Origin of the sequence: Microcoleus sp. bin48.metabat.b7b8b9.023 (assembly GCF_013299185.1) — a bacterium.
GTDB lineage: Bacteria > Cyanobacteriota > Cyanobacteriia > Cyanobacteriales > Microcoleaceae > Microcoleus.
Genome location: NZ_JAAFKG010000005.1, coordinates 141,732 through 166,850, shown reverse-complemented (window position 1 = coordinate 166,850; position 25,119 = coordinate 141,732). Strand labels below are relative to the sequence as shown.

At 45.8% G+C, this 25,119-nt stretch carries 18 protein-coding genes; 5 read left to right on the top strand and 13 right to left on the bottom strand.

Annotated features, from left to right (window positions below):
• Positions 1-160: 160 nt before the first annotated feature.
• Entirely contained in the window at positions 161-3,754 is a 3,594-nt protein-coding gene (locus QZW82_RS05190) for an NACHT domain-containing protein (protein ID WP_293145597.1), read from the top strand.
• 206 nt (positions 3,755-3,960) lie between these two features.
• Here QZW82_RS05190 and QZW82_RS05185 read toward each other — a convergent pair whose 3' ends face one another.
• The 6 genes from QZW82_RS05185 to QZW82_RS05160 all read right to left on the bottom strand — a co-directional run bounded on the left by QZW82_RS05185 (position 3,961) and on the right by QZW82_RS05160 (position 10,204).
• Entirely contained in the window at positions 3,961-4,746 is a 786-nt protein-coding gene (locus QZW82_RS05185) for a calcium-binding protein (RefSeq protein WP_293145594.1), read from the bottom strand.
• A gap of 578 nt (positions 4,747-5,324) precedes the next feature.
• Positions 5,325-6,653, bottom strand: a complete 1,329-nt coding sequence (locus QZW82_RS05180; RefSeq protein ID WP_293145591.1) for a type II toxin-antitoxin system HipA family toxin — start codon at positions 6,651-6,653, stop codon at positions 5,325-5,327.
• A complete protein-coding gene (locus tag QZW82_RS05175) occupies positions 6,647-6,889 on the bottom strand; it encodes a helix-turn-helix domain-containing protein (protein WP_293145588.1) in 243 nt (80 codons plus the stop codon). Before QZW82_RS05175 ends, QZW82_RS05180 begins: the two co-directional genes overlap by 7 nt.
• Positions 6,890-7,277: 388 nt before the next feature.
• Positions 7,278-7,997 (bottom strand): calcium-binding protein, encoded by a 720-nt coding sequence (locus QZW82_RS05170; RefSeq protein ID WP_293145583.1) that lies wholly within the window; start codon positions 7,995-7,997, stop codon positions 7,278-7,280.
• A gap of 87 nt (positions 7,998-8,084) precedes the next feature.
• Positions 8,085-8,219 (bottom strand): hypothetical protein, encoded by a 135-nt coding sequence (locus QZW82_RS05165; protein ID WP_293145581.1) that lies wholly within the window; start codon positions 8,217-8,219, stop codon positions 8,085-8,087.
• 761 nt (positions 8,220-8,980) lie between these two features.
• On the bottom strand, positions 8,981-10,204 hold the full coding sequence (locus QZW82_RS05160; RefSeq protein ID WP_293145578.1) for a calcium-binding protein: 1,224 nt from the start codon (positions 10,202-10,204) through the stop codon (positions 8,981-8,983).
• Between the two features lie 389 nt (positions 10,205-10,593).
• Here QZW82_RS05160 and QZW82_RS05155 point away from each other — a divergent pair, with 389 nt between their 5' ends.
• Both QZW82_RS05155 and QZW82_RS05150 read left to right on the top strand, forming a co-directional pair.
• Positions 10,594-11,145 carry a dual specificity protein phosphatase family protein gene (locus QZW82_RS05155; protein ID WP_293145575.1) on the top strand — a complete coding sequence of 184 codons (552 nt, stop codon included), beginning with the start codon at positions 10,594-10,596 and terminating at the stop codon, positions 11,143-11,145.
• A 155-nt stretch (positions 11,146-11,300) separates the two neighbouring features.
• Complete coding sequence (locus QZW82_RS05150; protein WP_293145572.1) at positions 11,301-11,468, top strand: hypothetical protein; 168 nt, start codon at positions 11,301-11,303, stop codon at positions 11,466-11,468.
• Positions 11,469-11,492: 24 nt separating this feature from the next.
• On the opposite strand, the gene QZW82_RS05145 is transcribed toward QZW82_RS05150, so the two are convergent.
• The 3 genes from QZW82_RS05145 to rnhA form a co-directional block, all read right to left on the bottom strand.
• Positions 11,493-12,317: an alpha/beta hydrolase gene (locus QZW82_RS05145; RefSeq protein WP_293145569.1), complete on the bottom strand. Its 825-nt coding sequence runs from the start codon at positions 12,315-12,317 to the stop codon at positions 11,493-11,495.
• A gap of 26 nt (positions 12,318-12,343) precedes the next feature.
• Entirely contained in the window at positions 12,344-13,627 is a 1,284-nt protein-coding gene (locus QZW82_RS05140) for a transposase (RefSeq protein WP_293145565.1), read from the bottom strand.
• A 355-nt stretch (positions 13,628-13,982) separates the two neighbouring features.
• Positions 13,983-14,876, bottom strand: coding sequence for a ribonuclease HI (gene rnhA / locus QZW82_RS05135; RefSeq protein ID WP_293145562.1), 894 nt, complete (start codon positions 14,874-14,876; stop codon positions 13,983-13,985).
• An 81-nt stretch (positions 14,877-14,957) separates the two neighbouring features.
• Between rnhA and QZW82_RS05130 the strand changes: the two genes are divergently transcribed.
• Complete coding sequence (locus tag QZW82_RS05130) at positions 14,958-20,267, top strand: CHAT domain-containing protein (protein ID WP_293145559.1); 5,310 nt, start codon at positions 14,958-14,960, stop codon at positions 20,265-20,267.
• 14 nt (positions 20,268-20,281) lie between these two features.
• Here the strand turns inward: QZW82_RS05130 and QZW82_RS05125 are convergent, their stop codons facing one another.
• The 3 genes from QZW82_RS05125 to QZW82_RS05115 form a co-directional block, all read right to left on the bottom strand.
• Complete coding sequence (locus QZW82_RS05125; RefSeq protein ID WP_293145556.1) at positions 20,282-22,030, bottom strand: hypothetical protein; 1,749 nt, start codon at positions 22,028-22,030, stop codon at positions 20,282-20,284.
• A 160-nt stretch (positions 22,031-22,190) separates the two neighbouring features.
• Positions 22,191-22,355 (bottom strand): hypothetical protein, encoded by a 165-nt coding sequence (locus QZW82_RS05120; RefSeq protein WP_293145553.1) that lies wholly within the window; start codon positions 22,353-22,355, stop codon positions 22,191-22,193.
• A 255-nt stretch (positions 22,356-22,610) separates the two neighbouring features.
• Positions 22,611-23,825, bottom strand: a complete 1,215-nt coding sequence (locus QZW82_RS05115) for an acetate kinase (RefSeq protein ID WP_293145550.1) — start codon at positions 23,823-23,825, stop codon at positions 22,611-22,613.
• 276 nt (positions 23,826-24,101) lie between these two features.
• Between QZW82_RS05115 and psaK the strand changes: the two genes are divergently transcribed.
• Entirely contained in the window at positions 24,102-24,362 is a 261-nt protein-coding gene (gene psaK, locus QZW82_RS05110) for a photosystem I reaction center subunit PsaK (RefSeq protein ID WP_293145547.1), read from the top strand.
• A 27-nt stretch (positions 24,363-24,389) separates the two neighbouring features.
• Here psaK and QZW82_RS05105 read toward each other — a convergent pair whose 3' ends face one another.
• Complete coding sequence (locus QZW82_RS05105) at positions 24,390-25,028, bottom strand: histidine phosphatase family protein (protein WP_293145544.1); 639 nt, start codon at positions 25,026-25,028, stop codon at positions 24,390-24,392.
• Positions 25,029-25,119: the final 91 nt, after the last annotated feature.

The following is a 25,119-nucleotide window of genomic DNA, read 5'->3' as shown; positions in this document are numbered from 1 at the left end:
ACTCAAGTCCGCACTACGAACGGTTTGTAGTGCGGACTTCAGTCCGCTCTCAATCTGCGGACTCAAGTCCGCACTACGAACGAATCTTATAGCGGTTAAATGACACTACGAATGTAACAACAAGTCCTAAGTTCAAGTTGGAATAGTTGAAATTTAAGATATGACTAAACTGCCGCAAAAGCGCAAGCGCCGAGGCGTGATTCTTTCAGATTGGGGTTTGCAGCGTCTACAGAATACCCAGGAACAATTAGCCATTGCTGAAAATGGCGGTTCTGCTTACACATTGGAGCGATTAAGCAATTTGACAGGGCTCAGTGCTCGATCGCTCGGACGGTTGCGAAGTGGCAAAGCAGCAGTCGATCGCCAAACCCTAGAAGAGCTATTTCGCGCCTTTAACCTGACTATAACCGAGCAAGACTACATCCAGCCAGAACCCGAAGCCCCACAACGAGAACCCGTAAAGTCGATCGCCCAAAATTGGGGAGAAGCCATAGATGTTTCCCGCTTTTACGGCCGTACCGCAGAACTTACCACCCTCACCCAATGGATTCTGCAAGATAATTGTCGGTTGGTGTGTATTTTTGGGATTGGTGGCATCGGGAAAACGGCTTTATCTGTAAAACTGGCAGAACAGCTACAAAACCAATTTAGCTACGTCATTTGGCGAAGTCTCCGCAATGCCCCGCCGCCGGAAATTTTCTTAGCAGAATTAGTCTCATTTCTCTCAGGACAACAGGATACAAAAGCAGAAATTAGCAGCTTGATTCAGTGTCTACAGAATCATCGTTGTCTGCTGGTGATCGATAATACCGAAAGCCTGTCACAACCTGGGAATCAGAGTGGACAATATCGTCCCGGCTATGAAGCTTACGGAGAAATGTTGCGCGCGGTGGCCGAAACTCGCCATCAAAGCTGTTTGGTGTTAACCACCCGGGAAAAATGCAATCAATTTGCTCAATCGGAAGCGGGCGACTTAGCAGTACAGGGCTTGTCCTTGGGTGGTTCTCCAGAAGCCTCCCAAGCATTGATTAAGGCGACGGAATTAACTGGATCGGAGAGTCAAAAACAGGATTTGTGCGATCGCTATGGATGCAATCCCCTGGCATTAAAAATCGTTGCCACCACCATTCGAGATTTGTTCAGCGGCAATATTGCTCTTTTCCTAGCACAAAATGTTACTGTATTTGGCGATGTTGCAGATTTAATTCAACAACAATGGAGTCGTCTTTCAATCTTAGAGCATCAAGTAATGTGCTGGTTGGCGATCGATCGCGAATGGGTTTCCTTTGCCGAACTTCGAGAAGATTTGAATGCTCGCGCATCCCAAACGCAGTTGATGGAAGCCCTGCAAAATTTGAAATGGCGATCGTTGATTGAAACTAACGCAGGTCAGTTTACATTACAACCTGTGGTGATGGAATATGTCACCCAGACGCTGATCGATCGCATTTGTGATGAAATTGCCGATCGCTCATCCTCTACTCCTTTGTCCTCAACTTCCCTATTGCAAACCTATGCCCTGATGAAAGCACAGGACAAAGACTATATTCGAGACAGCCAAATTCGCGTAATTGTGATGCCGCTAGTCGCCCGGTTGCTGAACCAGTTAGGCTCTAAAAAAGACATTGTTTATCAATTGCATCAAATCTTATATCGCCTGCAAACCGAGAGTCCAAATCAAACTGGATATGCGGGCGGTAACATAATCAATCTGTTGCGCCACCTGGAAGTTGACCTCAGCGACAGCGATTTTTCCTATCTCAGTATTTGGCAGGCAGATTTTCAAGATGCCAATCTCCATCGAGTTAATTTTGCCCATTCTGACCTGTCAAAAGCCAGATTTACTCAGCCCTTAGGCGGTATTTTAAGAGTTGCTTTCAGCCCCGACAGTCAACTACTGGCGATCGGAGATAGCAACAATATAGTGTCAGTTTGGCAGGTTGCTGACGGACAATGCAGAGGGATATTTAGAGAGCATTTTGGTTGGATTTGGGGAATTACTTGGAGTCCAGACAGTCAAATCCTAGCCAGTGCAGGTGAAGATCGCACCATCAGGCTTTGGGATATTGAATCTGGCAATTGTTTGGTAATTTTGGAAGGACATCAAGCTACCGTCAGAAGCTTAGCATGGCAGCCCAACGGACATCTCCTCGCTGCTGGGGACGATCGCGAAATTCGACTCTGGGATACTCGTACCCAAGAATGTATCAACATCTTCCAGGGACATAGCAATCGGATTTCGTCTGTTGCTTGGAGTCCCGACGGTAAAATCCTCGGCAATGCCTCCTTGGATCGAACCATTCGACTCTGGGATATCCACAGCGGTGAGTGCCTCAATATCTTATCCGGACATAACAGTGAAATTTGGTCTATGGCTTGGAGTCCCGATGGAGAACTACTCGCCACAGGTAGCGAAGATGGCTGTGTGAAGATTTGGGATGCCGATCGCGGTCAATGTCTCAAAACCTTGCAAAGATATGATTCCCGTGTATTCTCAGTCGCTTGGAGTCCCGATAGCAAAATGTTGGCCACTGCCAGTGGAGGCGATAACATCACAATCTGGGATACAGAAATCGGTCAATGCTTGCAAACCTTAGAGGGACACACCAATTCGATTTGGGCTGTGACTGTGGCTTGGAGTGCCAACGGCAAAACCATCGCTAGCGGTTCCCACGACCAAACTGTGCGACTGTGGGAAGTATACGGCGAGCGATCGAGTGATTGTCGCAGTTTCAAAACCTTCCAGGGATACAGCAATTCCATGTTTGCCGCAGCCTGGAGTCCCGACGGGCGAAGCCTTGCAAGCAGCAGTGCCGACAGTCGGATTCGGTTGTGGAATCCCGATACAGGATTGTGTTTGAAAATGTTGCAGGGGCATCGCAATTGGATTTGGAGTTTAGCTTGGAGTCCCGATGGCAGTATCCTCACCAGTGGTTCCGATGACTGCGATATCAGGCTTTGGAATCCCAGCAGCGGCGAATGCTTGACAACTCTGCAAGGTCATGCAGCCTGGGTATGGACTGTCGCTTGGAGTCCTAACAGTCAAATTCTCGCGAGTGCAGCGGGCGACTTGAGCATTCGGTTGTGGGATATTCAACAGGGGAAATCCGTGCAAATCTTGCAGGGACACAGCAATTGGATTAGCAGTGTAGCCTGGAGTCCCGATGGTAAAATCCTTGCTAGTGGTGGTCACGATCGAACTATTCGACTATGGGATACCAGCAGCGGCGAATGCTTAAATATCTTGGAGGGACATAAAAACTGGGTGGAATCTGTAGCTTGGAGTCCTGATGGCAAAATCCTTGCTAGTGCTTCGCAGAATGGAAGCATCCGACTCTGGGATAGCAACACTGGTAAGTGTCTGAAAATTTGGCAGGGACACAGCAATAGGGTAAGGGCGGTGGTGTGGAGTCCCGACGGTGAAATGCTAGCTAGTTGCTCGCACGATCGCACAATTCGACTTTGGGATTCTGCCACGGGAGAGTGCACGAAGATTCTGGAGGGACATACAAGTCAAGTTTGGTCTGTTGCGTGGCGTCCCGTTGTCTCGAATGAGGCCCAAAATCGCGACTTTGTGCTTGCAAGCAGCAGTGCGGATGAGACGATTAAGCTGTGGGATGTCAATACAGGTGAATGTTTGAAAACTCTCAGAGCCGATCGGCCCTATGAAGCTATGAATATTACCGGAGTCACGGGCATTACACAAGCTCAGAAAGCCACTTTGGAGGTGTTGGGGGCGATCGTAAACAGTTGATAATTGACAGTTGTAGGGGCGGTGGATGGTGCGTGCCCGCCCTCTTTTAGTTAAAAGTTGTATGGGAGAAGCATTCGGACAATGATTTTTGAAATAAACTCAATTAGATTTGTATCCTAATGCTTCGCCCCGATTATTACGACGAAACTGATCCAACCGAACAAAGTGATTCTATCCGGTCAAGAGTACCGTGTGGTTATGGAAAATTAGAATCCTTGAACCGAGATGATATTGCCTTGAACCTGGGCTGGAGTTACACCATCAACAAAACCCAATATATTGCCGGAATTTTTAACTTTGATGAGAGTTCCTGTCGTTACAATAGGGCCAGGATTTAGTAAACTTGTCAGACCTTGGTCTTTTAAAATTTGTGGCCCATCAAACCCCAATATAATTGTCACATTTGTCAGGTTTTCCAAAACTACATCGCCAGCAGTCAAACCCCCTGCTAATCCAATTCGATCGAAACCAACTCTGAAAAGGCTAATCACATCCGCATTATTGACATCTGTAACTCCGGGTTCTGCTTGCAAGACATACAAGTTGCTGCCGGTTTTAGGCCCAGAAACATTGTCATCAAATCCCAATAAAATATCTCGTCCCAAACCCCCGATCAGAGTGTCAAACCCATTACCACTAACTAAGAAATCATTGCCTCTACCGCCCAATAAAATATCGTTTCCCCCAAACCCATAGATCAAATCTGCATCTTGCCCTCCGCTGAGATAGTCATTTCCAGCCTCTCCACCTAGTAAGTCTTTCCCCCTGCCTCCAAATAAGGAATCGTTACCCGAGTTTCCCCTGAGAACGTCTTCTCCTTCATTGCCATACACCAAATTATTAGCTGCTGAACTGTTAACTGTATCGTCGCCTCCGAGCATCCAGACTCCGAAAGGGAAATTATTGGCATCTGCGATCGATAAAAAAACGTTTTCGGATGTATTGTCACCAATTAAGCGGCGTGGATCGGATGGATCTGTTTGTAAAACCATGATGTCTAACCTGATAATAAGTTGTCATTGAAATAATGAACCTAGAATTGTTTAACAAAAATTAAAATTCAAACAATTACATTTTTTGGAGTTAAACAAATAGGTAAAGTCGAAGGGAACTTGCAAGCTGACTATTTATAGGTCGCAGTGCCTATAAACAAACTCAAGCTTTTGATTAAAATTCTTACAAATTTAAACAGTGCTGCGACTTATCAGCACATTAACAAAATAACTCAACTGCATGAATCATGTCCAGGACAGTTAGCCACTTAAGCTAGCCACTTAAGAAAGGCTACCAAACATCCGAATGCTTCGCCCCTGCCCCAGGCGCGTTTTCAAAGATTGTTAACACAATTTCATTGCGAGCGATCGCACTCAAATCTGCTAATCCCGTTTGGAAACTATGCACCAATACGGTTCACTTAACACTATTTATGCGCCGGAGATCCCCTCGCATCCCCCTGGTTGTCGGGGAATGAGAATTAAATAACTTACAATCTTTATTGTTCTTGTGGGACGCCCATCCCACAAACTTGTGTAAATTATTTAATTCGCGCTCCTAAGTGTTGTCAAAGTCATCAAGCAAGTTTCGATCGCAACTGCGATCGAGCTAAAGCAGTCATGCCTTCAAAAATAGGATTGCTAATGTGTGTTGGAAAATCCTCCGGTAATGCAGTGGCCACTCGTGCGACTACCTCCTCCACCTGTCCCAACATTGCTCGCACAATTTCCTCGGCTTGAGTTTCTGAAAAGTTGACAAGTTTTGCCGTTGAGATGAAATGTCTGGCTTGAATGCTATCCCAATAGTAATAGTTTTTCTTCCCTCTGACTGCCATCGCCATTTTTGCTTTTTGCTTTCGTACAGCATTCGTTTCCATTAGAGGATAAACAGAAATGATGTCGTATAAAGGCGTGAGGCGGTAGCGGTTTTCTGCTTCCAGGTAAATACTAAAATTCTTGCCATGTCCGTCAGTTGCAGCTAACAGCCAAAACAAAATTTGCGTCTGTAAAAAGCGTTCTCGATCGCCGCTGGCATCCGCTGAACCGAGTAGAATTTGCATAATCTCTACAATTCCCGGGCCGCCATCAGATTGATACTTTAAGCTGGGCGATCGCCCTAAGGCCTGACACATATCTTCTTGAGGCAAACGGAGCAGCCGCTGTCCGTCCTTTGACCAACGCCGATCGAATCTTTCGACTACTAAGGCTTTCACGTTATTGAACAATTGAATTTCAGCACGAGCAGCGGGCAATCCAAATGATTTCGCAATTTCTAAACAAAGCCATTCATTTTCACAACTTTCACTGAGATCGATATTGTTGTTGGATAAAACACCGATCGGTAGTTTAAAAATATGGCTGGTTGGGGTTGTTCCAAAAGGCAAGCACCACCGATCTCGATACCACAGGAGGGCTGTTTTTTCTTGGGCACCTGCGATGGAAATGCGAAACTCATCGGTTGAGCGCACCATACCTAATGGTGCATCGCTATCTCCGCTTAATAGGGCTGCTATCTCATTCGTCGCAAGAGGTTTAGCCTGAATAATGTCTGTCTGTTTGGGAATAGCATCCATCGGACAAAGTTGAATCGCGCCTACACAGTCTATCCCGATCGCAGCTAGCAAATCGAAGGGTTGGGTGCTCTTAATTTGAAAGCGAGCCTGGATTTTGGCGCGGGTGCGATCGCTATCGGGAAGTAAGTTATCGAAAAAATTGTAAACTCGATCGCCTTGATACGAGTCTTGGCGCAGTGGCAGCGAGAGGGACAGGGGACGGGTTCCTGGTGCAGCAAGCCATTGGAGATCGTATTGAAAGGCAATTGCGCCTGTCGGTAACTTCGTCAGTTGTCCGACGCAGATGCCATTCATTAGAACATTGAGGCGATCGACAGGTTTTGATGTTACCATTCTCGATCCCAGCTTGAGGATTTAGTTCCTCTAGGCACCACGTGAATTTCCAAGTTCAAGGCGGACAGAATGCGGAATAGCGTGTCGAGTTTGGTGCGATCGGGTTGATTCTCAAAGGCGGAAATGGTTTCCTGGCGCAATCCCACGCGATCGGCGACATCTGCCTGACTGAGCCGATCGATTTTGCGATACTCTCGAACGGTAACGGCTAATTGATTCGCAGAGGTGACTACCATATTGCTCCTTTTTTATGTGCTATAGCGCATACATCGAGTTATATGTATTATAGCGCATAAAAAACGGGCGCTCGATAGACCGAGGCACCTTGATGTGATGCGATATGATGTCCGCGATGGCTATTGAGCGAATCCTAATTTTTGTAAGTGCGATCGCATTGCCAGTTGTCACTGAAATTTCTTAGCTATTTCCCTAATATCTTGACCGCTAGCATACTAATTATACTTAGCACCGGCCCCGGCAACCGAACTAAAAAAACCGGGTTTTTTGCAAAATCTGCCGCATAAGTGCCAAGCATTATTGTAAAAAACCCAGTTGCTAGCTACCCGTAAGTAAATGCCAGAAATATCAAAATTTTCAAACAACTCCTAATCAGAGCGACAATTCCTAAGGGACGAAAACGATATCCGAACTGGGACGGAATCCACCCGGCACTTTGGCAAATTGTTGGTTTTTAAACGACAACGCGCCAGTGCTGTTGTTGTATTGGAAATCATTGATTGAAGACACTCCCATCCCGCTGATGGAGACTTCGACTTTATCACCTTCCCAATAATGAAAGTCTTGGATTAAATCAATACCTTCATAGGCTGGGCTGAAGTTGAAAATAAACCGATCGGCTCCTCCACCACCATACAGCGTATCGTTTCCTGGTTCGCCATAAAGATTGTCGTTGCCATAGTCACCGTCGAGGTAGTCATTGCCGAAGGAACCAAGCAAAAGGTCGTTGTCATATCCACCGTAAAGGGTGTCGTTACCAGTCCAACCATCTAAGGTGTCGTTGCCGGCCTCTCCGTAAAGTCGATCGGCAGAATCGGTAAGATTGAATAAACCATTGCTACCGTTGATATAATCATTGCCTGCACCTCCCCAGACGGTATCCGCGCCTTGCTCGCCATAGAGGTAGTCATTATCCTCTTCACCGAAGATCAGGTCATTGCCCGAGTATCCCCACAAGGTATCATTTCCAGGCCCTCCATACATCGTATCGTTGCCCGCCCCGCCAGATGAGGAGTCGTTACCAGCTAAGGCATAGATCGTATCATTCCCGTTACCACCATCCAAATACGTATCGTTGAATGATGTACCAATAATTGGCTTTGCCATCGGAATTTCTCCTAAAATTTGTAGTTTGTGTGCTTGTTTTCTCTGGTTCTCAAAGTTCAGAACCAATCTACAAATTGCGAATTAGATTCACAAGCGATCGATTTTGCGATCGGGCAGATACAAGCTGTCGCGATAGGTGAGCGTCGCACTAAACACATTGTTGTGAATCTGAGTTGAATGCGAATTAGAACAATCGGAAATCCCGGAATAATTAAACATCATCTAGTTAATTTCCTGATTTGTTGAAATCTAACGCTGCACGCTGATATATCTACTTTGTCCTGACTTACGGCCAACGTCCAGGACATTTAGACAGTTAAGCTAGCCACTTAAGCCGAAGTCCCAAAAACATCTAGGCATTAAGTTTGAAAGATAGATATTGCAAAGGATTTAGGTTTTTATGAAAGTGTCAGATTCAGCTATTCAGTCAGTTATGCTTTCATCTAAACAAACAAAAGAGTACCCAATGGGTACTCTTTTGTTTGCATCCGGTATTGTAACTAGCACGCTACTATAGACTTTTATGGTGCGTCAGATTTTGATGTTTTCCAAAAGGTACGTTGTTGCGCTTGGGCGCTCTTTCTAAATATAATACTGCAAGGGAAAGATTGGCGGATGCTGTTGGGATGAACTCACTGCTTAAAGTTATTCTGTAGCAAGGTATTCGCTTAAAAACTCGATTTACAGTGATAGGCACTCTCTCGCTCGAAAGGCTATATACAAGAGCGCTGAAGCGCAACTACATACCTGATAAGAGCGCTGAAGCGCAACTACATACCTGATAAGAGCGCTGAAGCGCAACTACATACCTGATAAGAGCGCTGAAGCGCAACTACATACCTGATAAGAGCGCTGAAGCGCAACTACATACCCGATAAGAGCGCTGAAGCGCAACTACATACCTTAGATAATGATGATGTAATATCTGAGTTAAACAGACTTAATGTCAAGTCTGTTTAACTCAGATACAATTCAATTCCTCCTCATGGTAATAGCACAATATCTCGCGATACTAAGAAGTCTGCTGGCTTATTCTCAAGAGTGGCAAACTTAACTTGACCGAAGAATAAATCACCAGTAGTCTTGCTATAGCTGAATTGGTCGAGGGAGGTAGCACCAAAACTGCGGTGAATTTCAATTTTGTCAACTTCACTCACCTGGAAGTCTTTGATGGTGTCAATGCCTGTGGGAGCAAAATAGAATCTGAATCCATCGGCACCTGCACCACCCCAGAGAATGTTGTTGCCGGCAGGATCTATATCCCCACCTCCAGTTAAGATATCGTTACCATTACCGCCATTGAGGGTATCGTTGCCACCGCCACCTAAAAGTTGGTCATTACCATCGTTGCCGTACAGGATATCGTTACCCTTGTCGCCAAACACAAAGTCATTGCCGGTATCACCTGTAAGCGTGTCATTCCCATTATCGCCACGAATGATATCATTGCCACCTCTACCATTAATTTGATCGTCTCCACCCTCACCTTTGATGAAGTTCTTGCCGGCGTTACCCAGCATATAATTATTCAATTCGTTACCAGTGCCATCGATATCAGCAGCATCACTCAAGGTGAGGTTTTCGACGTTTGCACCCAAAGTATAGCTGATAGTGGAAGTGACTACGGTATCAGTACCTTCGGCAGCTTTCTCGGTAACTAAATCAGCAACATTATCAACCAAATAAAGGTCATTACCGCTACCACCATTCATGTCGTCGGCACCAGCACGACCATATATGATGTCGTCCCCCGTACCACCATAGATTTGGTCATCGCCATCACCACCATCTAGGAAGTCGTTACCGCCTGCACCAAATAAGTAATCGCGATCGCCCAAACCATACATCGAGTTGTTGGCATCGTTGCCTACCATAGCATTGTGGGTGTTGTTTCCGGTCGCATCAATAGCAGCAGTTCCCTTCAAATGCAAGTCTTCGACGTTTGCTCCTAAAGTGTAGCTGACGGTGGATTCTACCAGATCGATACCTTCGGCAGTATTCTCGACAACTATGTCAGCAATATTATCGACAATGTACTTGTCATTACCGCTACCACCATACATTTTGTCTGCACCAGAACCACCATCAAGCTCATCGTCTCCGGCTCTACCGTAGAGTGTGTCGTTCCCTGCCAACCCTGACAGGGTATCGTTGTCAGGAGTGCCTTCTAGCAAATCGTCATTAAAAGTACCTCGAATCCTAGCCATGTTAAATTTCTCCAAGAATAACGATCTATTTGTCTGAACTGTATCGGGCGATAGAAAGTATCGCGATACGTTAAGAGCTTATCTACAAATTGCAAATCTAATTGGCTATTTGCAGATGCCAGATGCGGCGATAGGTGAGCATTGCACTCAAGACTTTGCTGTGAATTTGAGTGCAATGTGAATTGGAATAATAGGACTTATCGCCATACTTAAATAGCATGGTTGATTGCCTGATTTATTGAAATCTAACGCTGCACGCTGATATATCAACTTTGTCCTGATTTATGGTGAACGTCCAGGACAGTTAGACAGTTAAGCTAGCCACTTAAGAAGTAAAGTAAGAATATCTAAAAATCTCTAAGTTATTTTATGATTTAAATTGAGGGCTGATGTACAAGTTTGCGGCGGCTGCGGAGGATGAATTAGTTGTGTTTGGTGCGGCAAAACCGGGATACCGCGATGAGGAAGTTGCTGGCTGGATTGATTTTATGCGGCGACAGAAGATCGATCGAGTTTGCTGCTTGCTTCCTGAGACACAACTCACGGGCTATTCTGACTTGTTGGGAACCTATCGAAATGTTTTTGGGTGCGATCGCGTTTGCTGGGCTCCGATCGCAGATTTTGAATTGGCCGATCGCTCGATTTTAGTCGATCGCATTTTACCGTTTTTGGCTTCTGCAAGTCGATCGGGCGATCGGGTGGTGGTTCACTGCGGTGGCGGGATTGGGCGCACAGGACAGGTTTTGGCTGCTTGGTTGGTTAGCGGGCGGGGATTTTCTAACCAAAAGGCGATCGCGGCTGTCAAAAAAACTGGCAGAAATCCCTATGAAGCTGCGATCGCTGCTGTGTTCAAAGGTCGAAATCCGTGGAAAGTCGCTGCTGAACTTGATGCTTTGTTGGATGATTCCCGTCGTGCTTTTGATAGAGACTTACTTGAATAGATAAATATTCGATCGATCGTTCAACCGCAGATGAACGCAAATTAACGCAGATAATTACAACGGGTGGCGAGAAACCGGGTTGTTTTTACGAAAATCCTTCGCCGCAGCCCGCAGTAATGGTAAAAAACCCGGTTTCTGAGCTCGCAAATGCCTAAATGGTGTTCAACATAGGAGATCGATCGCCTTCAATGACTCATATCATGTCCGGTAGATTACCATCACAAAAACGGTTCGTAGTGCGTCCTGGTGTCCGCATAATGCTGCGGACTGAAGTCCGCACTACGAACCAATCTGATTGTGGTCAATCCACCGGAGATGACTAATGACTGATGACTGATGACTGATGACTAATCACTAATCAGTGCCGCTGTCACTGCTTCGGCAAAGGGAACCGGCGCATCAAGCTGCAACCAGTGGCTGGTTTCTGGTATGACGGTGGTGGCAATTTGGGGGCGGAGTAGGTGGAGGCTGAAGGGCCAGGAGTTGGCCGGGGCGAGGACTGCTGAGATTTGAGTGCCCCCAGTTGCAAGGATGCGATCGATCGCACCAACTGCATCGTAAGCAAACATACCTTTGTACATACCGATGAGGCGATCGCGCGGCGTGGCCCTAAGGTGTGCGATCGTGGTTTCCCGCGTCGCAGCAGTACCGCCTTCGAGGGCTTGGGAGAACTTTTCCTCTGCCGCAGCGCGGTAGTCATCGCCCGCTAGCGCTGCGAGGAAGGGAACCATCTGTTCTTCGTATACGGATGGTGGCAGGTAGTTAAAGTCACCGGGGGGATCGGCTAGGATGACGCGGGTGATTCGGGTTGGGGCGGCGTCGGCGGTGGCGAGGACGACGAGGGAACCGAAGCTGTGCCCGACGAGGGCTACTTGGGGGATATTCAGGGCGTCGAGGATGGCGATGATGTCGGTGGCGCAGCTATGGGGTGTGTAGTCGCCGTCTGCGGGCGGATCGGATGCGCCGTGGCCCCGGAGGTCGATCGCCAGAATGCGCTGGTTTGGGCCGAGATTGGCGCGCAAAAGTGCGATCGTCTCGTCCCAGACTCCGAGGTGGTATGCCATACCGTGTACTAACAGGAGGGGGATGGGTTGTGCTTCTGCGCTGCTGGCTGCGCCCGTGTCGGTGAGATTGAGTCGCCCCGCAGGGCCGGCGACAGTCGTAATTTGCATAAAATAGCTGGTAAAAGTATAGTCATCTATGATATGACGTGGGAGGCATCAAGTCTCTCCCCTTTCCCTTTCACTTCGAGCGGATTGACCCGCCTCGGCTGAGCTACGCAGCTCCCTATCCCATCGCTAAAAGCATTTGGGATTGCTTTTCTTAAGATATTATAAGATGCGTTAACATCGGCATTAATCAATCTACTGCACGACGTTCTATACAATCCTCTCTTAATTCGTTTCCCACTAAATGTGACATCCTGAGAGCCAATATTTCCGTAGACAGGAATTGGATCTAAATTCAGAAAATTAGATTTGGAAGTATAGGATTCTTCTTGCTCTATTACCTTTATTCCGACCAATTCAGCTTTGTATTTCAACATTTCAATTAGTCGAGAATGAGGAATGCTGACAAAGTTTTGATTAGTTTTCTTTCCTAAATTAATCTCGTTTTTCCATTGTGGGTTTTTGCCAATTACTAGCATCCCTATCTTTTCTGATGCAAGCAGATTGATTATCTGCCGACTGGTGTGATGCAAGTAGTTATTAACTTTTTGATGGCGGCAACGAGTTAGGCGCCCAAGGCGTGAGGAGGAGCAGCGATTTCCCTTTAATTGAGATTGTAGTTGTGCCTTACGTTTGTTGTAGAATTGATTAATTGATTTCAGTGGTCGCCCGTTAATCAGTAATGGGACAAATCCCGGCTGATTTGAAGTTAGCGCTACTAAGTTATTCAATCCTAAATCGATACTAGCTACTAATTCTTTTTTGTTCTCGACGGTGGACTCCGGCTGGGTACAGGCATTGTAAATTACCTCAATTACATAGGAATCACATTTTGGCACTAATCTAATTTGACAAATTTTCTCTGGTTTGACCTGGGTTTTAATTAAAATATTAGTACCGGAAAGCTTGATAATTCCTTTCTTGAGTTCCTTGCTACTAATGGCTTGAATCGTATAGACTAGAATATTCCGACCCTTGACTTTATCTTTGTACTTCGGTAATTTCGGGCGACCGCTGAATTTTGTGGGGTTATTTTTGTAAGCTTTGACTGCTTCAAAAAAAGACTTCCAATTTTTGTCTAATATCATTAATATTTGTTGACTTACCTTGGCTGGCAATTCTTTGTATGCTTGATGAGATTTCATCAAACGATTCATTTCGTTGTAATTGATATAACCCCATCCGTAAACAAAACTTTGACGGATAATGTAGTTAGCGGCGTTATACAAATTTTTGGATTTAAAGGCTAGTACATCAATTTCAATAAAACGGTGTTCGGTGGATTTAATGATGTGTCTCTCTGCTAGTTGCATTTAGACTCTCCATTTTTTAACGATCGCTATAATTCTCGTTTGTTGACTTTCTGACTATATGATACTATCATTGGTTACTATTGCTTACAAACTTAATGAAGTTTTATAATACCATTTACTTAAGACCGCCCTAGGGGTAAAACTATATAAAAAATAGATACAGAGATTGCTTCGTTCCTCGCAATGACCATTTTAACTAAACCGTATTTAATTATAAGTTAAATTATTTTTCCTCTCTGGAAACAGGTAAGGTGCGCTGCGCGCACCTACCGTTTGAGTTCTTGCAATTAGTCCTAGATATTGCAGCAGCCAGAAGGCATTTGTCACAATCTGACTGAGGACTTATGACTGATGATTAATCAGTCGTACTAACGTGGTCGATGCGCTCTAATTGCCAGAGAATTTGGTTGCCCTCGCGGCGCACGCGAGAAACTACCCAGTTGCGCCAAACCCAGTTGTCTCCACGGCTGGTGACAGCGCTGGCATTTACATCCATCAAATCAGCCAGTTCAGAACTGGTAATCAAGTAGCCTTTGGTGGCAACTTCGTCAGCTATGTGCAACGTCTCGATCAGGTTGCGGAGTTCCTGAACCCTCACCTCGCGGGGTAAGTTCTCCAGGGTATCGGCAGTTGAATCCATCATGGTAGAGTTGGAGATCGGAAGGTCAGAAGTTATGACATAGGATTCTATCGTTTTGTTACCAGTTGTGTCCGTTTCTTCCAAAACAATTGGGTTTTCAATGTCTAGCGGCGATGACCCAGACTCATCTGTTGTTGGTCGATGCTGTTGCAGGGCGGGAGTGCGATTGTGAGAGAAGCTGCGGGCAATTTCATCGCACCTGTCGTTGTAGAAGTCGCCGGAGTGGCCGCGGACGTGTTCCCACTTGATTTGTCGGGAATTCAGCTTGTCTAGCAGGTGCCAAAGGTCTTGGTTGACGACATCTTTGCCTGTTGAGGTTTTCCAGCCTTTGTTTTTCCAGCCTTGAATCCATTTGGTGATGCCGTTTTTAACGTATTCGCTGTCGGTGTAAACGGTGACTGGTTCGGTTTGACCGGAATTGGCAAAAAATTCGAGTGCAGCGACGGCAGCCTGCATTTCCATGCGGTTGTTGGTAGTTTGGGGGTCTCGCCCGCCTAGTTCGTGACATTTGCCGTCGGCGAAGCAGATGACTGCACCCCAACCGCCGGGGCCTGGGTTGCCGGAACAAGCGCCGTCTGTGTACAAGCTTTTGATTGTGGGAGTTGTCATGAGCTAATTAATTTGTAATTTACGATTATTTTGTGCGCGGGTGCGATAATTGAGGGAAATTGCGATCGACTGTAGCTGCCCATGAAAAATGTCAACTTAAAGATTAAAAAGGTCGGGCTATTTATTTGTCCGTTTTCTTTGTTAATTTTTAATACTTTCGCGCAGGCGCAAACAGTTGTGCCTGCTGCTGACGGTACTGGCACTGCTGTCATCCGCAATGGCAACCGCTACGATATTAACGGTGGCAGTTTGTCGGGAGACGGGGCGAATCTTTTTCACAGTTTTGGGCAGTTCGGCTTGAATGAAGGTCAAGTTGCTAATTTTCTGACTAATTCGGCTATTCAAAATATATTAGCTCGCATTGCTGGTGGGAACCCTTCGCTAATTAATGGTTTAATTACGGTCACGGGTGGCAATTCTAATCTGTTTTTAATTAATCCTGCGGGGATTGTGTTTGGCCCGAACGCGAGTTTGAATGTGCCTGGTGCTTTTACTGCGACTACTGCTAATAATGTGGGTTTTGGTTCTAATTGGTTTAATGCGGCAGGTACAAATAATTTTAGTGCCTTAGTTGGTGCGCCAAATGCTTTTTATTTTGGGGCGAATCAACCGGGAAGTATTGTTAATGCTGGCAATTTGGCTGTGACTCCGGGCCAAAGTTTGGCTTTGCTGGGCGGTACGGTTGTGAGTACGGGGCAGTTGTCGGCACCGGGCGGACAAATTACTGTTGTTGCTGTTCCGGGCGAGAATGTTTTGCGGATCGGTCAACGGGGGCTTTTGTTGAATTTGGAAATCCCAACTGGTGCTAATTTTCCGAATTCTCAACAAAGTTTGAATCCTGTTTCTTTGTCGCAGTTGCTGACAGGTTCTGGCCAAAATCAGGCGACGGGTGTTGCTGTTGCTGCTGATGGTAGCGTGCAGCTTGTGGACTCTGGTTTGCAGGTGAATTCTGGGGATGTGGCAATTGCTGCTGGGACTACAGCAGATTTCAGCGTGGAGGGCGGGCACGGGGGCACCGCCCCTACGGAAACCGGCTTGTCTGTACTTCCGCAGGTGAATGCCGGAAGTGCGACTGTTTCGGCTGCGGGAAATCTGACGTTAGCGGGGGCTAGGCTGCAAACTGCGGGGGATTTGAATTTGCTGGCACGGGATGCGGTGCGGGTTCGCGATCGCGCGCTGAGTCCTTTTTTGGCACGGGCTGGGGGGAATTTAGAGATTCGGGCCGATCGCGCGATCGACATTCTCACCTTAAACGCGACGGGCGGCTTGTCTCTTCCCCCGCAATTTCAAAGCGGCGGCAATTTGAGTTTAGTCAGCAACGGTGTCATTTCTGGGGATGCTCACTTTGCTTCGAGGGGCAATTTTTCGGTGCGGAATCTGTCGGGAATGCCGGGAAATTTTGTCAGTTTATTTGACCCGATTATTAGTTCCGAAGGTGATGTTTTCTTGGGAGATTATACTGGGGTTTCGCTGAAAGTCGAGGCGAGGGGCAGTATTGTGGGCGAGGATATTACAATTACCGGCCCGGATGTTGGATTGCGGACTGAAAATGCGACTTCAGATCCAGATATTGCTATTTTAACTACCAGTCCAGCCTTAATTCTCCGGGCGGGAGTAGCAAGTTTGGCAAATCCGGTGAGTATTTCTCCTGACAGTGTAGATGATGATAGTATTTTCAGTTCGACGCCAATTTTGAGTGGCAGAACTTTGATTTCTGTGGAAAACATTTCGGCGGGCGGGCCTGTGATTTTGTCGGCGGCGCAAGAGGTGGTAACTAGAAATATTAATGGCGGTCAAATTAATCTCGAAAGCAGGGAAGGGGCTGCGATAGTTGGAGGTAGATTAACGTCTGCTTCGACGATTAACATTCAGGCTGCTAACAATATTAATTTGACAAATGACATCGTTCCGGCTGATATCAAGGGCAATATTAATCTGAATTCGACTGGGGGTAATATAGTAACGCGCGCGATCGACACTGGGAATTCTGGGGCGATCGCACTTACAGCATTCGGCAATGTCAATTTTGGCACTTTGCGGGGTTCTCAAGTTAATGTTACCAGCAACTCCGGCGCTCTGGGAGTGTTGAACGATCCCAATACAATCGTCCCGAATACTACACCTGCCAGCGTTACAGCAACCGAGAATGTCACCTTGGCAGCTCCTGGGGACTTAAACGTGGGGAACCTCACGGGTAGGACTGTTGGAGCCACCAGCCGCACCGGAAGTGTCGCTACAGGTGCGATCGACTCTACGGGAGATGTCAGAGTTGTAGCAGGACAGCAAATCAGTACAGCGCCAATAACCGTTAATGCGATCGCAGCAAATCCAGTTAATCCAGTTAATCCTACTACTCCCACAGTCAATCTGGACGCGAACACTAATATTAATGTCGCATCGGTTAATGCTCCCACTGCCACCGTTGCTTTGAGAGCAACCAACAACTTAACTGCCGGAAATTTGCAGGGCGGAGTCGTGGATGTTTCCAGCACCACGGGGAATATTACAACTGCGAATACTGCGTCAACAGGAAATATCAATATCAGAACTCCTGGCAATGTAAGTTCAGGAAATTTGCAAGGTGTCGGAGTTAATGTTGCCAGCAATTCGGGAACTGTTACCACTGGTAATACCAACGCTACAGCTAATGTAGATTTGACAGCTTCTGGCAATTTAAATGCCGGAAATTTGCAGGGAGTGGGGATTAATCTTAACAGCACCACCGGAAATGTCACCGCTGGCAATCTCACCGCTGCCGAACAAGTTACGATTTCGGCGGGGCAGCAAATTCAAACCGGAACAGTTAATATTACTCGCCCTACTACACAGCCAGTTAATCCCCTGTCGGCGGTAACTCTCAATGCTGGAAATAATATTAGCGCGATCGGGATAAATGCTCCTGCTGCCAGGATTGTTTCGAGAACACCGACTAATTTTACTGCGGGAAATTTACAAGGAAGTACAGTTGATGTTAATAGCGGTGGCAATATGGCGATCGGTAATACTTTGTCAACTGGAAATATCAATTTAGAAGCACTGGGAAATGTGACGGCTGGTAATTTGCAAGGAAGTGCTGTTGATGTTAATAGCGGTGGCAATATTGCGATCGGCAATACTTTGTCAACTGGCAATATCAATTTAGAAGCACTGGGAAACGTGACTGCGGGTAATTTGCAGGGAGTTGGAATTGATTTAACTAGCCCTAGGGGAAATGTCACTACTGGTAATATCAATGCTGCGGAAGTTGTGGATATTTTAGCGGGAGGGCAAATCAGAACCGGGGCAATAAATGTTAATCCTGCGGTTGTCGATCGCACTTCTGGAGTAAATCTTAACGCTCAAAATGATATTAGCATTACATCAATCAATGCTCCCGGCGGTACGGTGAATATCCAGACTCCGGGTTTGGTGCGGGTGACGGGTACTTTTGACCAAAACGGCACTCCTGTCAGTATCTCGACTGTTGGCGGCACTCAACCGGGTACAGTGAGGATCGCCCACGGCGGCGGTGATGTCAATCCGCCGACGCCTTTTGCGGTGGGAAATGCGACGACTAACGGGACTGCTGGGGCGATCGCGAGCAATACTTCTGGTACGATTACTCAGGGGCAATCTTTCATAAATTCTTACACTCAGGGCAATAGTGCGATCGTCACTACCAACCAACCAATTAATCCCGACAATCCCGACAATCCCAACAATCCGAATAATCCCAACAATCGCAACAATCCCAACAATCGCAACAATCCCAATAATCTCAACAATCCACTAAATCCACTAAATCCAGATAATCCACTCAATCCCAGTAATCCACTCAATCCAAATAATCCAAATAATCCAATTAATCCCGACAATCCCAACAATCCGAATAATCCCAACAATCCCAACAATCCAATCGATCGCAATAACCCAAATTCGTTGCCACCATCGCTAATCGATAGATTTCCATTAGATAAATCGCGATCGATTTTTCCCGATTCCAAACAACCCTTAAATCCCGAACAGCTACGGAACCAAAACAGAATATCGCGAGATATAGGAAAACCCGATGAAAGGATGCCGCCGGAAAGAATGCAATCTCCGAGAGAACTCAGAAATTTCATCGGTGGAAATCCCAGAGAACCAATTTTTGGGGCAGCATTTCGCAGCGACATCGGCAGGAACTTGGATGCAGGGAAACTATCAGCAGCTTTACCTCTGCTGGAGAAATCTTTTGGTCAAGAATTCGAGGAATATTTCGGTCGTAACATCAGCAAGGATTTACTATCGGTAGACGACATCAAGAAAAAATTAGTATCGGTGGGCGCCGAAACGAAAACGAAACCCAGCTTAATTTATCTGTTTTCGCGATCGGAAAAATTAGATTTAATGTTAGTAGATTCTTGCGGTGCAGTGGTTCACAAAACTGTGCCGGAAGCGCGCCGGGAAGAATTGCTCAAAGTTGTAACTATGTTTAGGAATGAGATTACTAATCCAGCCAGGCGTAATACTACGAGTTATCTACCATCTGCCCAACAGCTTTATAAGTGGATGGTGAAGCCTTTGGAGGAGAATTTGAAGAAGTGCGAAACTGATACTATTTCTTTTGTAGTCGATCGCGGTTTGAGAGGTATGCCCTTTGCAGCTTTGCACGACGAAAAGCAATTTTTGATCGAAAAGTACAATCTCAGCCTGATGCCCAGCATTAATTTAACAGATACTCGCTACGTCGATATCAGGAAATCTGAAGTTTTAGCAATGGGTGCATCGCAATTTTCGGAGTTGAATCCTTTACCAGCGGTTCCTGCGGAAATAGCGGCTATTTCGCGAGAATGGCCGGGAATCAGTTTTCTGAATGAGGGTTTCACTTTCGATAATTTGAAGCAACAGCATGAAAGCCGACCTTTTGGGATTATTCACTTAGCTACTCACGGCGAATTTCGTCCGGGACTGCCGAATAATTCTTTTATTCAGTTGTGGGATAGTCGGTTAAGACTGAATCAATTGCGTAATTTGGGATTGAATAATCCGCAGGTAAATCTATTAGTTTTAAGTGCTTGTCGGACTGCCGTGGGTGATGACAGTGCGGAGTTAGGTTTTGGGGGTTTGGCGCTGCAAGCGGGGGTAAAAACGGCTTTGGGGAGTTTGTGGTATGTTTCGGATGAGGGTACTTTGGGATTGATGGCTGAGTTTTATCAGCAGTTAAAGATTGCCCCAATTAAGGCGGCGGCGCTGCGAGAAGCGCAAATTGCGATGTTGCGGGGAGATGTGCGTTTGGAGGGCGGCAAGTTGCGGGGTTCGAGTCGGGGTGAGGGAGTGGAGTTGCCGCAATCTTTGCAAGGGTTTGCAGATTTGAAGTTGTCGCATCCTTATTATTGGTCGGCTTTTGTGATGATTGGGAGTCCGTGGTGATTGGTAATCGGTAGTCAAGCCTTCAAATCTGAAAACCAAATAGAAACCTCAGCATCTGGATTTTCGGGTAGCCGAGTCCATCCAGTTGATTGGGCAAATCTCTGCTTGACTAGCGCCAGTTGATTTTCATTTTTCTCCAAAGCATTGGAGACAACAAGTATGACTCTCAAATCTTGCGCTGTTGTAATTTTACTCTTAGCTTCTTCACCGTCAACTATTGGGAGTGAGAGGATTCTGTGTCTCATTTCCAGCCACGAACCAAAACGCAATTCATCGGTATCTTTAGTTAAAACGACAACATCTTTAGGTGATTTAACGGCAGAGTTTATCTGAGTAACTACCGATTTAACATTCTTTTTTGACAAGATATCGACATAGAGAAAATTCTCTGTTGTTACGTAATTTTTCCGCAAAATTATAGCCTCAGCCCAATCAACTATATAATTGAGCGGGGGCAGCAATACAAAGAATACCAATACAACAGACAATACAATTTTTGACAGTATAGATTTTTCATGATTTGAAATCCAGTAAATGTAGTAAGAAATCACAAAGAAGACAGTAAGTATAAAGAAAGGATTGCTGTAACGACCGATGCCTGCCATTAATAGATTGATTCCAGTTTTATAAGATATATATGCAATGAATATAAAAGGAATCGTTGTAATGCAGCCCCAAAGAATAATAAGTTTTTTATTGTATATATTTTTGCGAGCAGACTCTGCAACAAACCAAAAAGCTGCTAAGGTTCCTGCCAGACCTACAAATATTTTAAAAGTTTCTGCTTTCCGTGAAATATCTAAGGTAAATAACTGTTTAAGAATAGTGCTTGTAAACGTCAACAGCCTACCTTGAGTAAAAATTTCTGAATTGAATAGACCTAAACCTGGAGCTCCTATTAAACTCAATAAAAAACGCATTCCTCTTGTAGAAGGCGATGCCACAGGAATAGCAGCTTCAAATTGGTCTATAGCACTATTGACTCCAGAAAGTGCATGGTGAATAGCGCTCAGACCAATTACTGGCAAAAGGGTGAATGCCGTACAAACTGCTAACAGGATAAAACGGTTTTTCAAGGTATATTGTTTGCTGAAAAACCATAAAAATACAGCTAGATAGGCGAGCATTCCTAGAGAAACTAAAAAAGCAGAGTATTTTAACCAGTAAATTCCTCCTAAAAGTAGACCTAGTAGAGCTGCATGAACTAGAAAGCGACTGTCAAATTTATTCCCTGAGTCTAAAATTGAGCACAGATACATTGCGTACAGTAATACCCAAGGCATGACTGCCCAAGGAATCACATCTCCTGCTGTACAAACCAATAATGAGCCAATTTCTATATAATAGATAGATAACAGGACAGCTATAATTATTTTGATTTTCTGGTCAGAGGTGAGAGTATCTATTACCTTTATCCACCCCAGACCGCCTGAAACAAACAAAAAGTATGCGGTTGTTCTGACTGCGATTCCTAAAGGCAATCCGAGGGCGATTAAAGGTAAAAATGCGAAGGTGACGCCGGGAGCGTGCCAGACTATCCAGGTTTGTATATCTTGAGAGATATCTTTTTGATTTACTGTGACAACTGAGTTGATCAAACTAGATCCTCCGCTCAACCACTGGTTGATTCCTTTGATTTGAGGGATTGGATCGAACTCTATTTGGTAAGGAAATACTGAGGCGATCGCAAAAAAGACAGTGACTATAAATAGAAATATTAAATATGGCGCTAATTGCTGATAGCGAGAATTTGTTAAATTCATATTACAGTTTTAATTGCGTGAAAAACAAACTATAAGTCACCTTTGCAAAAACTGGCGAAAATGTGATATTTCTTAATAGTTATGAAAATTTTGGCTGGTAGGTATGTTCGCCAGCAAGAGGTGGGAGTGTTGGGTGGGACGATCGCGCGTATGTTCGCTATTAGTCTGTGCGATCGACCTTTTGACCTATTTTTTCGGTTTGGTGCACCACCAGGTGATGCTGGCTGCGATAAGGGCGATCGCGCAACTCAACAAATAGGAATACTTTGTCTGTACCGCTTGATGCTGCGATACCGCCTGCTGCTAAACCTACGCCGATCGCCATACAGGATCTCAAATTAATCTCGCAACTGAGTTAAAATAGTCTTGAGCTTATTGTTGCCGTTCATATTGGTTGTCGTGGATGCTGTTCGGGCGATCGAAGTCAGCTTGTCAATCTATGTACATAGTATCGTTTAAATGCACAAAACTCGGCACCTAACCCCGCACTCTTCAACCCGCTCCCGTCGGGTTTCGTCTGTGTAGACGCGGTTTCAACCGCCGAAAAAACCGCCGTCTCAACCGCCGAAAAAATCCCGAATTATCTACGAGAAATATCCCAACATTCCCGCGCAATCTCCCAATCTTCCTGAGTATGAATCACCAAAACCCGCACCGCAGAATCTACCGCCGCAACATCATCATCAACCGGCGAATTCAAATTCTTTTCCCCATCCAACCTTAACCCAATAAACCCAAAAACCTCGCAAACAGCAGCCCTGACAGCAGGCGAATTTTCCCCAACACCCGCAGTAAAAATCAAAGCATCCAACCCGCCCAAACTCGCCAACATCGCCCCAATACCGGCGCGCAAACGGTGCACGTAAATATCGAAAGCAAGTTGAGCCCGAGAATTGCCATTTGCGATCGCCTCCGCAATCAGCCGCATATCGCTAGAAACCCCAGAAATCCCCTTCAAACCAGAATTTCGATTCAGAATATTATCGAGTTCCTCAGCAGTAAAGTGCGATCGCCTTAACAGATGAATTATGATACCAGGATCGATCGCACCCGATCGACTCCCCATCATCAAACCATCCAAAGGAGTAAAACCCATAGTAGTGTCAACACTCCGGCCGTCGCGAACCGCCGCCAGAGAGCATCCGTTGCCCAAATGACAGCTAATCAGCCGCAAATCGGCAGAATCGCGGTTCAGAATTTCAGCAGCCCTGCGCGCGCAATATTGATGGCTAATCCCGTGGAAACCGTAGCGGCGAATCCCGTCTTCCAGCCATTCGTAGGGGCCCGGATAGACAAACGCAGCGGGCGGCAAATCCGAGTGAAAAGCTGTATCAAAAACTGCGACTTGCGGCACATTTTTGAGGATTTTTTCAACGGCTTCGATACCTTCCAAGTTAATCGGATTGTGGACGGGAGCAAACTGGGATAAACGGGCAATTTCCTGTTTGACTTCCGGCGAAATTCGCGTGCTTTGCTGATATTTTTCCCCGCCATGTACGACGCGATGACCGACAATATCAATCTCGTTTAAACTGTTAATAACTTGAGTTTCACCCTGCCACAGAGTCTCTAGCATTCGAGCGATCGCCCCAGCACGATAATCCGAGGCAATTTCTTTCTCAAACCTATGGCCAGCAGCAGTTGTGACTTGCAACTCCCCCGCACCTTCGCGGTGACTCCAGTCGATTTTTGCTTCCCAGAGAGGTTGTGGCGGGCGATCGGGAAGCGTGTCATTTAGTTCGTAAAAGCAGCTTTTTTGACTGCTAGAACCTGCGTTTAAAACTAAGATTTTCATGGTAATAGATAATTGGTAATAGGTAATTCAGGGCTTACTCACTTCAACCTCAGAAACCGGGTTTTTACTTTTTCTGCTGGTTGGAACCTGTGTATTTTGCTCAAAAACCCGGTTTCTGGCTACCGTATTGATTGTTAGCTATCCATTAATGACAACTTTATTAAGAAATTTATCAAAATATTAAGTATTAATGCAATCTGTAGTCAAGCGTTACGGTTATTTGATATATCTTCGTCATCAGATTTTCATTGATTAAAATTTAAGGAGCCGATCGCCATGTTGACAACAATTTTATTAACCGTTGCCCCTCGTACCGTAGAATGGAGCCCCACCATTGGGCTGATTATGATTGCCTGCAATATTCTAGCCATTGCTTTCGGCAAATTAACAATCCAGCATCAGAGCACAGGTGGGGCGATGCCTTCAGCGAATATGTTCGGCGGTTTTGGTTTGGGTGCAGTCTTGGGAACCACCTGCTTCGGTCATATTTTGGGCGCAGGTACGATTTTAGGATTGTCTTACATTGGCGCGATTTAGAATCTAGGTGCGGACTGCACACCTTTTCTAAGTACCGGGTAAATTGCGGAGGTTTTCATCCAAGTGCGATCGATCGCCCAAAACCTCCAGCATCGGCCCGCGCACATCAAACTTAACTATACTAATAGAAGCGGCTAAAGTGGCAATGCGATTGCGATAACTTCCGAGATCGATTCCCAACAAACCGCACAGAATAATGCGAATAGTCGCCTTGTGGGAAACCACCAAAACATTACCAGTCTTGTACTTTTCCTGAATTTCGGCAATAACTAAGGAAGCTCTACTAGAAATCTGCACCGAAGTTTCCCCCTCAGTCGGTGCATTCCAAGCTGGTTCCGCCAACCAATTAATGTAATCTTCAGCATATTTTTCGCGAACAGATTCAACGGTTTCGCCTTCCCACTTGCCGTACTTAATCTCCTTCAATCCATCGCGGAGTTGCATTTCAATCCCCACAGCATCGCACAAAGGTTTTGCAGTTGCGATCGTCCGTTTCATCGGACTAACATAAACAGCATCCCAAGGCAATTTCGCATAAGTTGCGGCAAATTGTTCGGCCATCATAGAACCTTCCGGCGTTAATTCTGGGTCGAGGTCGCCGCAGAAACCGCCTGTTTTGCTGTAAACTGTTTCACCGTGGCGTAGAAAGTAGATTTTTAAGCTCATAAATTCCAGGTTCGTAGTGAGGACTTCAGTCCTCATAAATTACTTAATAGTGATACCAAATCCAGTTTACTCTTCAGTCTCGCGTTGCGCG

What these genes read in the sequence shown, in the direction of transcription:
- QZW82_RS05155 (WP_293145575.1), top strand. Translation starts at nt 10,594, where the DNA reads ATGTACAAGTTTGCGGCGGCTGCGGAGGATGAATTAGTTGTGTTTGGT.
- QZW82_RS05120 (WP_293145553.1), bottom strand. Translation starts at nt 22,355, where the DNA reads ATGGCGATCGGCGTAGGTTTAGCAGCAGGCGGTATCGCAGCATCAAGC.
- QZW82_RS05105 (WP_293145544.1), bottom strand. Translation starts at nt 25,028, where the DNA reads ATGAGCTTAAAAATCTACTTTCTACGCCACGGTGAAACAGTTTACAGC.
- rnhA (WP_293145562.1), bottom strand. Translation starts at nt 14,876, where the DNA reads ATGACAACTCCCACAATCAAAAGCTTGTACACAGACGGCGCTTGTTCC.
- QZW82_RS05115 (WP_293145550.1), bottom strand. Translation starts at nt 23,825, where the DNA reads ATGAAAATCTTAGTTTTAAACGCAGGTTCTAGCAGTCAAAAAAGCTGC.
- psaK (WP_293145547.1), top strand. Translation starts at nt 24,102, where the DNA reads ATGTTGACAACAATTTTATTAACCGTTGCCCCTCGTACCGTAGAATGG.
- QZW82_RS05180 (WP_293145591.1), bottom strand. Translation starts at nt 6,653, where the DNA reads ATGGTAACATCAAAACCTGTCGATCGCCTCAATGTTCTAATGAATGGC.
- QZW82_RS05165 (WP_293145581.1), bottom strand. Translation starts at nt 8,219, where the DNA reads ATGATGTTTAATTATTCCGGGATTTCCGATTGTTCTAATTCGCATTCA.
- QZW82_RS05190 (WP_293145597.1), top strand. Translation starts at nt 161, where the DNA reads ATGACTAAACTGCCGCAAAAGCGCAAGCGCCGAGGCGTGATTCTTTCA.
- QZW82_RS05170 (WP_293145583.1), bottom strand. Translation starts at nt 7,997, where the DNA reads ATGGCAAAGCCAATTATTGGTACATCATTCAACGATACGTATTTGGAT.
- QZW82_RS05185 (WP_293145594.1), bottom strand. Translation starts at nt 4,746, where the DNA reads ATGGTTTTACAAACAGATCCATCCGATCCACGCCGCTTAATTGGTGAC.
- QZW82_RS05130 (WP_293145559.1), top strand. Translation starts at nt 14,958, where the DNA reads ATGAAAAATGTCAACTTAAAGATTAAAAAGGTCGGGCTATTTATTTGT.
- QZW82_RS05160 (WP_293145578.1), bottom strand. Translation starts at nt 10,204, where the DNA reads ATGGCTAGGATTCGAGGTACTTTTAATGACGATTTGCTAGAAGGCACT.
- QZW82_RS05145 (WP_293145569.1), bottom strand. Translation starts at nt 12,317, where the DNA reads ATGCAAATTACGACTGTCGCCGGCCCTGCGGGGCGACTCAATCTCACC.
- QZW82_RS05150 (WP_293145572.1), top strand. Translation starts at nt 11,301, where the DNA reads ATGGTGTTCAACATAGGAGATCGATCGCCTTCAATGACTCATATCATG.
- QZW82_RS05175 (WP_293145588.1), bottom strand. Translation starts at nt 6,889, where the DNA reads ATGGTAGTCACCTCTGCGAATCAATTAGCCGTTACCGTTCGAGAGTAT.
- QZW82_RS05140 (WP_293145565.1), bottom strand. Translation starts at nt 13,627, where the DNA reads ATGCAACTAGCAGAGAGACACATCATTAAATCCACCGAACACCGTTTT.
- QZW82_RS05125 (WP_293145556.1), bottom strand. Translation starts at nt 22,030, where the DNA reads ATGAATTTAACAAATTCTCGCTATCAGCAATTAGCGCCATATTTAATA.